Origin of the sequence: Streptomyces sp. CB02056 (assembly GCF_001905545.1) — a bacterium.
Taxonomy (GTDB): domain Bacteria; phylum Actinomycetota; class Actinomycetes; order Streptomycetales; family Streptomycetaceae; genus Kitasatospora.
The window spans coordinates 61,867-74,878 of sequence record NZ_LIPD01000021.1 but is presented as its reverse complement, the minus strand read 5'-3'; the positions used below and the strand labels follow the sequence as shown (position 1 = coordinate 74,878).

Annotated in this window: 14 protein-coding genes; 8 read left to right on the top strand and 6 right to left on the bottom strand. The window is 74.7% G+C overall.

The genetic code is table 11. The annotated features are described in order from the left end of the window. Positions 1 to 83: 83 nt before the first annotated feature. Positions 84 to 638, bottom strand: coding sequence for a YceI family protein (locus AMK13_RS37050; protein WP_074005987.1), 555 nt, complete (start codon positions 636 to 638; stop codon positions 84 to 86). Between the two features lie 196 nt (positions 639 to 834). Here AMK13_RS37050 and AMK13_RS37045 point away from each other — a divergent pair, with 196 nt between their 5' ends. Then, positions 835 to 1,116 (top strand): hypothetical protein, encoded by a 282-nt coding sequence (locus tag AMK13_RS37045; RefSeq protein ID WP_074005952.1) that lies wholly within the window; start codon positions 835 to 837, stop codon positions 1,114 to 1,116. 42 nt (positions 1,117 to 1,158) lie between these two features. On the opposite strand, the gene AMK13_RS37040 is transcribed toward AMK13_RS37045, so the two are convergent. Beyond that, positions 1,159 to 3,975: a penicillin acylase family protein gene (locus AMK13_RS37040; protein ID WP_079272860.1), complete on the bottom strand. Its 2,817-nt coding sequence runs from the start codon at positions 3,973 to 3,975 to the stop codon at positions 1,159 to 1,161. Between the two features lie 193 nt (positions 3,976 to 4,168). Next, on the bottom strand, positions 4,169 to 5,182 hold the full coding sequence (locus tag AMK13_RS37035; RefSeq protein ID WP_074005951.1) for a zinc-binding dehydrogenase: 1,014 nt from the start codon (positions 5,180 to 5,182) through the stop codon (positions 4,169 to 4,171). A 99-nt stretch (positions 5,183 to 5,281) separates the two neighbouring features. Between AMK13_RS37035 and AMK13_RS37030 the strand changes: the two genes are divergently transcribed. The 4 genes from AMK13_RS37030 (at position 5,282) to AMK13_RS37015 (ending at position 7,180) form a co-directional block, all read left to right on the top strand. Then, the gene (locus tag AMK13_RS37030) at positions 5,282 to 5,944 is read left to right on the top strand and encodes a TetR/AcrR family transcriptional regulator (RefSeq protein ID WP_074005950.1); all 663 of its coding nucleotides are present in this window, start codon (positions 5,282 to 5,284) and stop codon (positions 5,942 to 5,944) included. 121 nt (positions 5,945 to 6,065) lie between these two features. Further along, positions 6,066 to 6,422: a zinc ribbon domain-containing protein YjdM gene (locus AMK13_RS37025; protein WP_074005949.1), complete on the top strand. Its 357-nt coding sequence runs from the start codon at positions 6,066 to 6,068 to the stop codon at positions 6,420 to 6,422. Between the two features lie 60 nt (positions 6,423 to 6,482). After that, positions 6,483 to 6,728, top strand: coding sequence for a hypothetical protein (locus AMK13_RS44385; RefSeq protein ID WP_049656609.1), 246 nt, complete (start codon positions 6,483 to 6,485; stop codon positions 6,726 to 6,728). After that, positions 6,728 to 7,180, top strand: a complete 453-nt coding sequence (locus AMK13_RS37015) for a MarR family winged helix-turn-helix transcriptional regulator (protein ID WP_079272859.1) — start codon at positions 6,728 to 6,730, stop codon at positions 7,178 to 7,180. Before AMK13_RS44385 ends, AMK13_RS37015 begins: the two co-directional genes overlap by 1 nt. A gap of 120 nt (positions 7,181 to 7,300) precedes the next feature. On the opposite strand, the gene AMK13_RS37010 is transcribed toward AMK13_RS37015, so the two are convergent. Further along, complete coding sequence (locus AMK13_RS37010; RefSeq protein WP_079272858.1) at positions 7,301 to 8,263, bottom strand: ABC transporter substrate-binding protein; 963 nt, start codon at positions 8,261 to 8,263, stop codon at positions 7,301 to 7,303. A 90-nt stretch (positions 8,264 to 8,353) separates the two neighbouring features. Here AMK13_RS37010 and AMK13_RS37005 point away from each other — a divergent pair, with 90 nt between their 5' ends. Genes AMK13_RS37005 through AMK13_RS36995 form a run of 3 tightly spaced genes read left to right on the top strand, consistent with a single transcriptional unit; the run spans position 8,354 to position 11,339 of the window. Then, entirely contained in the window at positions 8,354 to 9,352 is a 999-nt protein-coding gene (locus AMK13_RS37005) for a FecCD family ABC transporter permease (protein ID WP_079272857.1), read from the top strand. A 20-nt stretch (positions 9,353 to 9,372) separates the two neighbouring features. Continuing rightward, positions 9,373 to 10,491, top strand: a complete 1,119-nt coding sequence (locus AMK13_RS37000) for a FecCD family ABC transporter permease (RefSeq protein WP_198959506.1) — start codon at positions 9,373 to 9,375, stop codon at positions 10,489 to 10,491. Between the two features lie 35 nt (positions 10,492 to 10,526). Then, on the top strand, positions 10,527 to 11,339 hold the full coding sequence (locus AMK13_RS36995; RefSeq protein ID WP_074005983.1) for an ABC transporter ATP-binding protein: 813 nt from the start codon (positions 10,527 to 10,529) through the stop codon (positions 11,337 to 11,339). Between the two features lie 14 nt (positions 11,340 to 11,353). Here the strand turns inward: AMK13_RS36995 and AMK13_RS36990 are convergent, their stop codons facing one another. Beyond that, on the bottom strand, positions 11,354 to 11,917 hold the full coding sequence (locus AMK13_RS36990; protein ID WP_049656611.1) for a YbaK/EbsC family protein: 564 nt from the start codon (positions 11,915 to 11,917) through the stop codon (positions 11,354 to 11,356). 74 nt (positions 11,918 to 11,991) lie between these two features. Next, positions 11,992 to 12,840, bottom strand: a complete 849-nt coding sequence (locus AMK13_RS36985) for a universal stress protein (protein ID WP_074005948.1) — start codon at positions 12,838 to 12,840, stop codon at positions 11,992 to 11,994. Positions 12,841 to 13,012 lie beyond the last annotated feature (172 nt).

Genomic DNA, 13,012 nt, shown 5'->3' with positions numbered 1-13,012 from the left:
GCCGCGGCGCGAACCCGTTCGTGGGGGACCGGTTCCGGCTGTTCCGGGCGTTCCGGGCCCGTTCCGGGCGGGGCGGGTCCGGATCAGGCGCTCTGGCGGACCGCGGAGATGTCGAACTCCAGGACGACCTTGTCGCCGACCAGGACGCCGCCGCCCTCCAGGGCCGCGTTCCAGGTGACGCCGTACTCCTTGCGGCTGATGGTGACCGAGCCCTCCAGGCCCACCCGGAGGTTGCCGTACGGATCGACGGCGTTGCCGGTGTACTCGAAGTCGATGGTGACCGGGCGGGTGGTGTCCTTGATGGTGAGGTCGCCGGTGACCCGGAAGTCGCTGTCGGAGCGCGCCTCGACCGCGGTGGAGCGGAAGGTGATGTCGGGGAACGTGGGGGCGTCCAGGAAGTCGTTGGTGCGCAGGTGCTGGTCGCGCTGCTCCACGCCGGTGTCGATGCTCTCGGCCTTGATCACCACCTGGCCGGAGGAGCGGGACGGGTCGGCGCCGTCCAGGTGGGCGGTGCCCTCGAACTGGTGGAACGCGCCCCGGACCTTGGTCACCATGGCGTGGCGGGCGACGAAGCCGATCCGGGTGTGGGTGGGGTCGAGGACGTAGTCGCCGGTGAGTTCGGAGAGGTTGGCGGTCATGGTCGGCATGCCTCCTGGTGCGGGTCCCGGGTCTCGGCCCGGGGCTGGTCGGGCGGTCCCCGGACCACGCTAGGGGCAGTTCCCGCGGGTCGCGCGTCGGGCTGGGCCTAAGTGGGGCACGGGGTGGGAAGGCTCGCGGGGTACGTCGGAGGAACGGGGAGACGAGGGGGCCGGGTTGGACAGCGGGATACGGGCGATGGTCGAAGCGGTCGGCGAGGCGGAGCGGCAGGTGCGGGAGAACGCGCTGCCGAAGGCGCGGGACAGCGCCCGCGAGAGGGTCCCGGAGAAGGAGGAGGCGGCGCTGCTGGGTGCGCTCGCCGGGCTGGTGGAGAGCATCGGGGAGCTGGCGGGCGCGGTCGGCGACCGGGTGACGAACCGGGGCACGGCCAGGACGTACACGGTCGCGGGCAGGCGGCTGCGGAGCGAGGCCGGCAACCTGCGGGGCGACGAGGACGAGACCGCGGCGCGGTCCAGGTGACCGGCCGCCGGTGCCCCCGGCCGGGGGCACCGGCGGTGTCGTTCAGCGGTGGCTCGGGAACTGCACCACCTGCTGGTAGGTCGGGCGGTTCTGCCAGGTGGTCTTGGCGTCCGTCACGCCGCCCAGCGGGCGCTGGATGATCGTGTCGGCGCACCACTGGTCGCCGGCCGCACAGTCCGCGTCGCCCGGGTAGACCTGGGCGGGCGTCCGGGCGGCGGCCTGCTTCAGGGTGGTCAGCAGGACGGTCCGGCAGGCCGCGAGGTCGCCGCCGCCGCAGAACGGCCGGGCCAGCGGGCCGGCCACCCGGTCGCCGAGGACGGCGCGCAGGTCCTTGTCCAGGTAGCTCCACCAGCCGTACTGGAAGGCCGAACCCTTGTGCGGGATGGCCTCGTTGGCGCTCACCGGGCCGCCGCCGGGGCCGGTCTGCCCGCCCGAGGGGGACTCGTTGATCTGGAGGGCGCCGGTCAGCGCGCCGAACAGCGGGTCGCCGAGGCCCGGCCGCATGACGCCCTCGGCGACCAGCGGCCACCAGGCGTCCATCACCCGGATCGCGGTGGCGTCCGCGTAGCCGTGGCTGCCCGGTGAAGTCTCCTTCCGCTGCCCTCCGTTGGCGAGCCAGGCCTCCAGTTGTTGCAGGGCGGTGAGGGTGGCCTGATCGGTGACGGGCGCGCTGCGCAGTACGCGGATCAGGTCGGGCAGCACGTCCTCGGCCCGCAGGTCGGCCAGGGCGGCGCCCTCCATGGCCTGGGTGAGCGAGACCCGGCTCACCTTGCCGCCGTTCCCGAGCAGGGACTTGACCCGGTCGTCCAGCAGGTTGCCGCGGTGCACCGAGCCGTTGCCGAAGCCGGCCGAGGTGTAGCCGTTCGCCTGCTTGTTGTTCCAGGAGATGTAGTAGTCCTGGTTGACGGACTGCGGGTGCTCGGCCGCCGGGGTGTACCGGGCGGTGTTGGCGACGGGGTCGAAGTCGGCCCACTCGTAGGCGGGTTGGGCCTTCACGGGGAGCCCGGGGTCGACGCCGGGCGCGCGGACCGGGTTGCTGCCGGAGTTGTAGTACGCGATGTCGCGCGAGTCGGCGTAGAACCAGTTGAAGGTGTAGTTGATGTCCTGCGCCGCCTGCTGGAACCCCGCCGCGTCGTGCACCGCGCCGGGGTCGTTCAACTCCTGGAAGCCGATGATGGATTCGGCCTCGTGCCGGTAGGTGGAGCGCAGCGAGGTGAAGGCGACGGGTGCGCCGCCGACCGTGCCGCGGGCGGTGACCAGGCCGTACCGGGAGCGGTTCATCACCAGGGTGTAGGACCCGGCCGGGGTGGAGTCGGCGGTGGTCGGGTTCCAGGTGTTCTTGCGTTCCAGCCGGTCGAAGGGCAGGCACTGGCCGTGCCAGCTATAGGAGTTGGCGGCGGTGGTGACCGGGGAGCCGTCGGTGGTGCAGAGCGGGACGGCATAGGTGTCGGTGATGTCCTGCCCGGCCGAGGTGGCGCTCCAGGCGTAGTCCTGGCCGCGGCCGAGCTGCACGTAGAAGCTCAGGCCGGCGAAGGCGGCGCCGCGTGCGCTGATCCCGGGGCCCTGGATCTCCTCCAGCATCAGCAGTTGCGGGGCGAAGTAGCCGGTCTGCGGGCCGAACACGGCCACCGGGTGGCCGTCGTCGGTGCGGGCGCCGGAGACCAGCAGGGCGTTGGACATGCCGTGCCGGGCGGTGAGCAGGTTCCCGGGCAGGACGCCGTTCGCCGCGGTGGTGGCGGAGTCGGCGGAGCCGGTGGCGTCGTACACGACCCGCTCGGGCACCACCGAGCCGGGGTCGGGCAGTGCCTCGCCCTGCGGGTGGTCGGGGACGGTGGCGTACGGGAAGCTCTGCCCGTCGTGCAGGGTCTGGACGGCCTCCGGGTCGTCCGCCTCGCGCAGCGACGCCCAGACCGCGTCCCCGGCGTCCTTGCCGTACCGGGCCTCGGCGGCCGACTTGACCTGGGCGGAGGCCAGTTCACCGCCGCCGCCGGAGCCGAACAGGGCGCCGACCACGGAGGCGAGGGCGACCAGGTCGGTCAGCTTGAACGGTTCGATCGAGCCGGCGTTGGTGATCGGGTCGATGTGCCCGGTGAGGTCGTACTCGCCCGGGAAGGTGCGGGCGTTGTAGGACTCCTTGGCGTACTGGTTGACGCCGTCGAGGTAGGCGTTGGCGTCGGCGAGGGCCTGGGTGGCCCGGCCGCCGCGGGCGGCGATGGTGTCGATCTGCTGCTGGAGCTCGGCCTCGGTGTACGGGGCGGCCTGCCAGAAGGTCTGCTCCAGCTGGCGGTTGGCGGCGGCGCCGCCCGCGAAGCCGGACAGCTGGCCGCGGCCGACGTGCCGGAAGAGGTCCATCACCCAGAGCCGGTCCTGGGCGGCGGCGTAGCCCGCGCCGAACTCGGTGCCGTAGCGGGTGGTGCCGGTGATGTGCGGGACGCCGGTGGCCTTGTCGCGCACGATGGCGACGTCCGGGCGCGGGCTGGTGGTGCTGGCCACCTGGTCGGCGGGGACGCCGAAGGAGGCGTCGTTGAAGAAGTCGCGCAGCTTGGCCTCGGTCAGGCCGGGGTAGCCGGAGGCGAGGGCGGCGTAGGGGCCGAGCTGGTCGTCGGTGTGCGCGGGGCGGGTGCCGAAGGCCCGGTTGAGCAGGATGTCGGCGAGGGTGGCGTTGCCGTTCTCGCCGGGCGGCAGGATGTCGGCGCAGTGGCCGCCGCAGTAGTCGTTGGCGGCGGCGGTCGCGGGGGCCGGCGCGGCGGCGGTGGGGGTGGTGGTGAGGGCGGCGGTGACGAGCAGGGCCGAGGCGAGGGCGGCGGCCGGGAGTCGGAGGGAGCGGGGGCGGGGGCGTTGGTGTTGGCGTGACCGCAAGGCGGACTCCTCCGTCGAAGTCTCACGGAAGAGTCGACGGTAGGGGCGCTACTGGCCGGTTGGCTAGTGGCGTGCATGCCATTTCCCGTACGGGGGAGTGGAGTTGGCCGTCCGGGGGTCGCTCGGGAAGGAGCGGCGCCGCACCTGCCGGGCTCAGTCCGGAGGTGCGGCGCCGGGTCGGTGGCGCGTCGGGTCAGGGCTTGAGCACCAGGCGGATCGGGTCGCCCTCCTTGTGCTCCAGCGCCTCGACCGCACGGGCCGCCTCGGCCAGCGGGAAGGTGCCGCTCACCGAGCGGGAGAACTCCAGCCGGCCGCCGCGGACCAGGTTGACCAGGTCGACGACGTCCTGGCCCTCGGAGCCGTAGTGGCCGCGGATCTGCTGGCGCAGGTAGCTGACCAGGGTGCCGTTGGTGACGGTCAGCGGCTTGTTGGTGAGGCCGACCAGCACCAGGCGGCCGTGCTCGCCGAGGGTGGCCATGGCCTGCTCGCGCACCGGGGCGACCCCGGCGAAGTCGAAGGCGACGGACAGCGGGCGGCCGCCGGTGGCCTCGCGCAGCAGCCCGGCGAAGCCCGGGTCGGCCGGGTCGAGGGCGGCGTCGGCGCCGAAGGCCAGGGCGCGCTCGCGGGCGGCCGGCAGCGGGTCGACGGCGACGATCGGGAAGGCGCCGATCGCCCGCAGCAGCTGCACGCCGTGGGCGCCGAGGCCGCCGACGCCCCAGACGCCGACGGCCTCGGCCGGGCGTACGGCGCCGGTGGCGGTGATCGCGGCCCAGGGGGTGGAGACCGCGTCGGGGATGAAGCAGGCCTGCTCGAAGGGGAGTTCGTCCGGTATCGGCACCAGGGTGGTGGCGGTGGCGAGCGCGTACTCGGCCCAGCCGCCGTCGTAGTCCACGCCGCGGGTGTGCACGACGCCGTCGCGGGTCTCGCCGGCCTGCAGCAGCACCCGGTCGCCGACGGCCGTACCGGTCACGCCCTCGCCGAGGGTGTGCACGGTGCCCGCGACCTCGTGGCCGAGGGTGACCTTGTCGCCCTTGAGGTAGAGCGGCTTGAGCATGCCCTCGATCAGGTGGACGTCGGAGAGGCAGACGCCGGCGGCCTCCACCTTGATCAGCACCTCGCCCGGGCCGGGGGCCGGGACGGGGACCTCCTCCACGGCGAAGGCGCCCTTCGCGACGTCGAGCCGGCCGGCGAGCATCGTGGCGGTCATCGGGACTTCCCTTCTCACGGGGGCGGCGGGTCGGGGGAATGCCCGCCGCTCCGGAAGTTACTTGTTATTCAACAAGCAAGTTCACACTAGCATGGTGGCATGTCTACGCACGATGAGGACCGAACCGGTGGGGCCGGGGCGCTCCGGGAGGCGCCGGCGCGCCGCACCCAGGCCGAGCGGCGCGCCCGGGCCGAGTCCGCGCTGATCGCCGCCGCCGCCCGGCTGATCGCCGAGCACGGCAGCACCGGGGTCACGCTGGCCAGGGTGGGCGAGGAGGCCGGCTTCAGCCGGGGCCTGGCCACCCACTACTTCGGCTCCAAGGCCGCGCTGCTGGCGCGACTGCAGGAGGCGGCGCTCGCCGAGGCGATGGCGTCGGCCGCACCGGCGCGCAGCGGGGCGGGGGCCGCCGACGAGCTGTGCGGGTTCGCGCGCGGCTGCCTGGAGGGCGTCCGCAACCCGACCGACCTGGGCCGGGCCTTCGTGGTGCTGGGGGCCGAGGCGCTCGCCGGGGCCTCGGAGCTGACCGGCGCGGTGGCGGAGCTGGACGCCCGGACCCGGGCGTGGACGGCCGAGGTGGTCGGGCAGGGGCAGCGGGACGGGGAGGTGCGTCCCGGTGTGGACCCGGTGGCCTTCGCGCCGGCCTTCGTCGGGCTGCTCAAGGGGCTGGTGGTGCAGGCCGCGGCCGCGCCGGAGGCCTTCGACGTGGGGGCGGCGGTCGCGGAGTCCGAGCGCTGGATCCGGCTCGCGCTCACCGCGGGCTGAGGCTGCGGAACGCAGGCGGCCGGGCGGTCCGCGCCGCTGTCGGCCGCTCCGCGCGCAACCCCCGCTGACCTCGCCGATCGCCGCGCGGACCGGATCCGTACGGCCTGGATATCCTGATCCCATGAGCGACAACCTTCCCCCGTGTCCGCAGTGCTCCAGCGAGTACACCTATGAGATGAACGCCCTCATGGTCTGCCCCGAGTGCGGCCACGAGTGGGTGCCCGGCGGGGCCGACGAGGCCGCGGCGCCGGCCGGCGAGCGCGTGATCAAGGACGCCGTCGGCAACGTGCTGAGCGACGGCGACACCGTGACGGTGGTCAAGGCGCTCAAGGTCAAGGGCAGCGTCTCCGGCATCAAGGCCGGCACCAAGGTGCGCAACATCCGCCTGGTGGACGGCGTCGACGGGCACGACATCGACTGCCGCGTCGAGGGTTTCGGTGCGATGCAGCTCAAGTCCAGCGTGGTGAAGAAGGCCTGACCCACGGGCCCGAACGGCCGCGCCCCGCCGGGAGGGACTGACGCTGTTGGTTAATTCGGGGTGGCGTTACTCGGCCCCGCTGAGCATCAGCTCGGCGGGGCCGAGTACTGCGAAGTGGCTGGTGCGGGTGCGGGCTCGTGGTGTTTCGGTGAGGTGGGCGTCGATGCGAGCGAGATTGATCGCAGCGCCGGTACGCTCACTTCCGGCCGCTGGGCCCGGGCGACGGCCGAACGCGCGGCGCAGCGGCTCGCCGCCGAGGAGGCGGCCGAGGAAGCCGAGCGGACGAAGGGGATGGTGGACGCCTGATGGAGCGCCTGGACAGCGGCGGGCACCCGGAGGGGAGCGGGAGCGAGGCCGGAGCGGCGGCCCGGGTCTGGCAGGGGATGAACGCCCTCGTGCTGGAACGCTACGACCGCCGCAAGAGCGTCGCCGAAGCCCTCGGCATGAGCTTCAGCCGGGTCAGGGCGCTGCGCCGGCTCATCGCCGGCCCGATCACCCTGCGGGAGCTGGCCGAGCGGCTGGGCGCGGACCCGCCGTACACCAGCGTCATCGTGGACGACCTGGTGCGGCGCGGCCTCGCCGAGCGCATCACCAACCCGGTCGACCGGCGCTCCAAGCTGGTCCACCTCACCGAGGAGGGCGAGGCGAAGGCCGCGATCGCCACCGGGATCCTCAGCACCCCGCCCGACGCGCTGCTCGCGCTGCCGCCGGAGGACATCCGCGTGCTCGACCGGGTGGTGGCGAAGCTGCTGGGCTGAGCCGCCCCTGCCGACCCGTTCGGGGGTCCGAGCCCGCGGCGGAAGGGCCGTCACCGGATCCGCTCCGGTGACGGCCATTCAGAACTCCGGGGGGGGGGGGGAATTCCCCGGCGGGCGCGGTTACTTCGCGCCGAAGGCCTTCTCGATGTCCTCGACGACCTTCTCGGCCGCGATCGGGCCGGAGCTGCTGCTCCACACCTGGCCGTCGACGCCCATGAGCTGGTTGGTGCCGACGGCCTTGAGGCGGGTGAAGGCCTCCTGCTTGCGGGCGGTCTCCAGGGCCTTCTCGCCCTCGGCGTTCAGGGTGGCGACGAACACCCGGTCGGCGTCGGCCTTGTTGAGGTTCTCCAGGGACAGCGGGTCCGAGTGGGGCTGGGCGCCCAGGCCGTCGGCGATCGGCATGGTGCCGGCGCCGGCCTTCTTCAGCAGGTCGCCGGGCATGTTGGTGGTGTTCATCACGATCGGCCCGTTGGGCATCCAGCGCATCACCACGGCGCTGCCGCTCTTGCCCTCGCCGGCCTTGGCGGCGCGCTTGTCCAGGGCGTCCAGCTTGGCGGCCAGGTCGGCCTTGTGGCCGAGCGCGTCGCCGTACACGGCGAGCACCTCGCGCCAGTCGCCGGCCTTGGGGACGATGGTCGGGGCGACCGCCGAGAGCTTGTCGTACTGGGACTTCTCGATGCCGGAGGAGGCCAGGATGAGGTCCGGGGTGGCCTTCAGGATCGCCTCGAGGTTGGGCTCCTTGACCGTGGCGACCAGCGGGATGCTGTCGGCCTTCAGGTAGGCGGGGGCGGTGGTGCCGCCGCGGCTGGAGCTGGTGCCGACCGGGGTGACGCCGAGCGCGAGGGCGGTGTCCAGCGAGGTGTCGCCGAGGGCGATGACCCGCTTGGCCTCGGCCGGGACCTCCACGGCGCCGAAGGCGGTGTCGATGCTGCGCTTGCCGCCCTTCGCGGCGGCGGTGGACGAGGAGCCGGAGTCACCCGCGGACCCGCCGGACCCCGAGGAGCCGCACGCGGTCAGGCCCAGGGAGAGGGCGCCGACCACGGCCGCGCCGAGCAGGGTCTTGGTAAAGCGGGTGCCAAGCATGGGTGTTCTCCGAGAAATGGTAGTTTACGGGCGAACCGTTTTTCTGAGGTTAGCCTAACCATACGTAAGGCCCTGACGGGGAGGCCCGGTGTGACATTCCGATCACTCCTGCTGCGCGGACTGCTGCCCGCCGGCGCGATACTGCTGCTCGCCGTACTGGCGAGCCTGCTGCTCGGCGCGGGCGACGTGGGACCGTCACGGGCGCTCTCCACCCTGCTCGGTGACGGCGACTCCGACTCCCGGTTCACCGTGTTCCACCTGCGCGCCCCGCGCACCGCGGTGGCCCTCGCGGTGGGACTCGCGCTCGGCGTGGCCGGCACCGTCCTCCAGGCCGCCGCCCGCAACCCGCTGGCCGAGCCCGGCCTGCTCGGGGTCAGCACCGGCGCCTCCTTCGCCGTCGTGATCGCGATCGTGCTCGGCGCCAGCGCCGCCAGCGTCGGCCCGTACGTCGCCGTACTGGGCGCCGGCGCCGGCTGCCTGCTGGCACTCGGCGCGGCCCGGCTGCGCGGCACCGGCGACGACCCCGTCCGGCTGGTGCTCGCCGGCGCGGCGCTGAGCGGGCTGATGAACGCCGGCTCCTCCGTGCTGCTGCTCTCCGACGCCCGGGCCGCCGACGAGATCCGGTTCTGGACCATCGGCTCGGTCGCCGGCCGCGGCACCGACCAACTGCTCGCGGTACTGCCGGTCCTGCTGCTCGGCCTGGTGCTGGCGCTGCTCTCCGGCCCGGCGCTGACCGCGCTCAGCCTCGGCGACGACGTCGCCACCGGCCTCGGCCACAAGCCCCGCCGGGCCCGCGCCCTCGCGGTGACCGCCGTCGCCCTGCTGGTCGGCGCCGCCACCGCGATCGCCGGACCGGTCTCCTTCGTCGGCCTGGTGGTGCCCTTCGCCGCCCGGGCCCTGGTCGGCCCGGACCTGCGCCGGCTGCTCGTCGTCTCCGCCCTGCTCGGGCCGGCCGTCGTGCTGCTCGCCGACGTGGCCTCCCGGCTGGTCGCCCGCCCGTACGAGATGCCGCTCGGCGTGATGACCGCCCTGTGCGGCGCCCCCGTGCTGGTCGCCGTCGTCCGCTCGCACCGAATGCCCGCGCTGTGAAGGCCCCCGTGAAGGCCCCTGTGAAGACCACCGCAGAGAACGACGCAGAGAACGCCGTGGAACCCGACGGCCCCTCGGCCGCGACCCGGCGGCCGGCGCCGCCCGTGCCGCCCGGCACCCGGCTGCTCGCCCTGGGCGGCCGCTCGGTGCTCGTCCCGGTCCGGCCGCTGCTCGGCTGCACCGTCCTGCTGCTCGCCGTGGTCGCGGTGACCGCCGTCTGCCTGGCCGTCGGCGAGACGAACCTCGACCCGGTGACCGCCCTGCGCGCGGCCTTCGGCGACGGCACCGCGCGTGACGTGCTGCTGGTGGAGAAGCTGCGGCTGCCCCGCGTCGAGGCCGCACTGGCCGTCGGCGCGGCCCTCGGCGTCGCCGGCTGCCTGATGCAGACCCTCGCCCAGAACCGGCTGGCCACCCCGGACACCGTCGGCTTCAACGAGGGCGCCACCGCTTTCGCGGTCGCCTCCGTCACCGGCGTCGCCACCCAGCTGCTGCCCTCCGCCGCCGCCCTGGCGGGCGCCGCCACCGCCGCCTCGATAGCCTTCGCCCTCGGCGGCGGGGCCGGCCGCAACGGCTACCGCTTCCTGGTCGTCGGCCTCGGCATCGGCGCGGTCTTCGGCGCGGTGACCAACCTGATGCTCTCCCGCGCCGCCATCGACTCCGCCAACGCCGCCTACGCCTGGACGGTCGGCACCCTCAACAGCCGTGACGCCGACGCCGTCGGCTACCTCGAACTCGGCCTGCTGGCCTGCCTGCCCGCCGCCGTGCTGCTCGGCCGCCGGCTGTCGCTGCTGCGCTTCTCCGACGCCGTCGCCACCGGGCTGGGCGTCCGGGTGCGCGGCCTGCGGGTCGGCGTCCTGCTGGTCTCCGTGGTCTGCGCGGGCCTGGCGGTGGCCGTCGCCGGACCGCTCGGCATGATCGCGCTCGCCGCGCCCGAGGCCGCCCGCCGGATCGCCGGACCGCGCTGCGTGCCGGTGCTCACCTCGGCCGTCGCCGGAGCCGCCTTCACCCTGCTCGCCGACCTGATCGGCCGCACCCTCCTGTCGCCGCTGGAGGTGCCGGCCGGCCTGGTCACCGCCGTCGTGGGCGGCCCGTACCTGCTCTGGCTGCTGCTCACCACCCGTCCCCGGAGGACCGCATGACCGCCCGCCCCGCGACCGCTGAATCCTCCGGGACCGTGACGGCCACGGTCGGAGCGCCCCGGCTGGCGACCAGCGCGCTCAGCCTCGGCCACGACCGCACCATCGTGGTGCGCGAGCTCGACCTCGAACTGCCGCAGCGCCAGGTCACCGTCATCGTCGGCCCGAACGGCTGCGGCAAGTCCACCCTGCTCGGCGGCCTCGCCCGGACCATCGCCCCGCGCTCCGGCGCCGTGCTGCTCGACGGCAAGCCGCTGACCTCGCTGTCCACCCGCGCCATCGCCCGGATCATCGGCCTGCTGCCGCAGTCCGCCACCGCCCCGGACGGGCTGACCGTCCGCGACCTGGTCCGCTACGGCCGCCAGCCGCACCAGGGCCTGCTGCGGCAGTGGTCCGCCGCCGACGCCGAGGCGGTCGAGCACGCGCTCGCCGCCGCCGACCTGCACGAGCTGGCCGACCGCCCGCTGGACACCCTCTCCGGCGGCCAGCGCCAGCGCGCCTGGATCGCCATGGCCGTCGCCCAGGACACCGACATCCTGATGCTGGACGAGCCGACCTCGGCGCTGGACATGGGCCACGCGCTGGAGGTGCTGGAGATGGTGCGCGGCCTGACGGCCGAGCGCGGCCGCACCGTCGTCCTCGTCCTGCACGACCTGACCACCGCCTGCCGCTACGCCGACCACATGGTGGCCATGCGCGACGGCCGGGTGGCCGCCCAGGGCGCGCCGCGCGACATCGTCACCCCGGAGCTGGTGCGCGAGCTGTACGGGGTGGAGAGCGTGATCCTCACCGACCCGGTGCACGGCACCCCGGTGGTCTGCCCGGTCGGCCTCGCCCCCCGGGGGCGCTGACGCCGGCGGGCCGGTCAGCCGGCCAGGCCCGGCAGCACCAGGGCGCCCGGCAGCTCCGCCAGGGCCCAGCCGGGCAGGATGAGCTTGCCCCGGCGCCGACCGCTGCCGACCAGGACGTACGGGGCCGCGGCCACCGCCTCGTCGATCAGCAGCGGCCAGCCGCCGGGCAGGCCGACGGGGGTGATGCCGCCGTACTCCATGCCGGTCAGCTCGACCGCGGTGTCCATCGGCGCGAAGGACGCCTTGCGCGCCCCCAGGTGGGTGCGCACCGCCTTGTTGACGTCCACCCGGGTGGTGGCCAGGGCCAGGCACCCGGCCAGGGTCACCTCCCCGGCGCGCTTGGCGGCGACCACCACGCAGTTCGCGGAGAGCTCCGGCGGCACGTCGTAGGCCGCGCAGAACACGGCGGTGTCCGCCTGCTCCGGGTCGCTGTCCACGTAGAGCACCGAGGCGGCCGCTCCGGGCGCGTCCCAGTTCTTCAGCGCGTCGGCGACGGGCGCGGCGAGCTCCGCGCCGAGCTCCAGGGCCGGTACGGCGGTGGCGAAGTTCCCGAATGGCGGGGCGGTGGACTCACTCATGGACCGGACTGTAGCGCGCCCGGCCACCCGGTCGGCCCTACCCGGCTGCCGTCGGCCGTACGGGAGGAGCGCGGTCAGCCGTGCGGGACGACGGCGACCGGGCAGTGCACGTGGTGGATCGCGGCGTGCGCCACCGGGCCGAGGTGGTGGTGGCGCAGCGGCATCCGCCGGATGCGGCGGCCGACGACCAGCAGCCGGGCCGTCGCGGCGGCGTCCACCAGCTCGACGGCGGCCTTGCCGCGGATCAGGTCGGTGCTCACCGTCACCTCGGGGTGCCGGGCCTGCCAGGGCTCCAGGGCCCGGGCGAGGCCGTCGTGCTCGACGGCCGAGACCTCGCCCTCCAGCCCGCCGATCGCCCCGTAGGACATGTACTCGCTGCCGGCCGGCGGGGACCAGACGTGCACCACGCGCAGCGGCGCCGAACGGAGCGCGGCGGCCTCGAAGGCGAAGGCCAGCACCTCGTCCGCCGGGTGCGCCAGGTCGAGGCCGACCGTCACCGCGCCGTCCGGTTCGTCCCCGCCGACCCGGATCAGCACCACCGGGCAGTCCGCCCGGCGCAGCACCTCCTGGCTCACCGAGCCGACCAGGAAGCCGCGCAGGGTGCCCAGCCCGCGCGAGCCGAGCACCAGCAGGGCGGCCCCGTGCGCGGCGGCCTCCAGCGCCTCGACGGGATCGCCGGCCACGGAGCCGGCGGTGACCTCGACCTCCGGCGCGAGGGTGCGCAACTCGCGCTCGCGCTCGGCGAGTTGTGCCAGTGCGGAGTGGTCGCCGGGCCTGCTCCCGGGGGCGATCTGCTTCGGCCGGGGCCAGGCCTGGAGGACGTCCAGGCGCAGGCCGCGGCGCTGCGCCTCGTGGGCGGCCCAGGCGGCGGCGGCCAGGCTCTCGGGTGAGCCGTCGAATCCGACGACGACGGGTCCGGTCACGGCGTGCTCCTCGGTTCCGGTGCGGCCCCAGCCCCCGGAGGTCTCGGTGCGGCCAGTATCCGCGCCGACCCGGACCGGCGCCTCCCGGAGCCGTCCCCGGTCGCGGTGGGTGACGGGAGGGGCCCGGTTCCGCCGTCCGGCTGGTCGGCCGGGCGGCGGCGCGGCACGCCCG

Coding starts and splice junctions, on each gene's coding strand:
- AMK13_RS37045 (WP_074005952.1), top strand. CDS start 835: ATGGTCGAAGCGGTCGGCGAGGCGGAGCGGCAGGTGCGGGAGAACGCG.
- AMK13_RS37035 (WP_074005951.1), bottom strand. CDS start 5,182: ATGACCGCCACGATGCTCGCCGGCCGGCTCGACGTCGCGAAGGGCGCC.
- AMK13_RS37050 (WP_074005987.1), bottom strand. CDS start 638: ATGACCGCCAACCTCTCCGAACTCACCGGCGACTACGTCCTCGACCCC.
- AMK13_RS37025 (WP_074005949.1), top strand. CDS start 6,066: ATGAGCGACAACCTTCCCCCGTGTCCGCAGTGCTCCAGCGAGTACACC.
- AMK13_RS36990 (WP_049656611.1), bottom strand. CDS start 11,917: ATGAGTGAGTCCACCGCCCCGCCATTCGGGAACTTCGCCACCGCCGTA.
- AMK13_RS37015 (WP_079272859.1), top strand. CDS start 6,728: ATGGAGCGCCTGGACAGCGGCGGGCACCCGGAGGGGAGCGGGAGCGAG.
- AMK13_RS37030 (WP_074005950.1), top strand. CDS start 5,282: ATGTCTACGCACGATGAGGACCGAACCGGTGGGGCCGGGGCGCTCCGG.
- AMK13_RS37010 (WP_079272858.1), bottom strand. CDS start 8,263: ATGCTTGGCACCCGCTTTACCAAGACCCTGCTCGGCGCGGCCGTGGTC.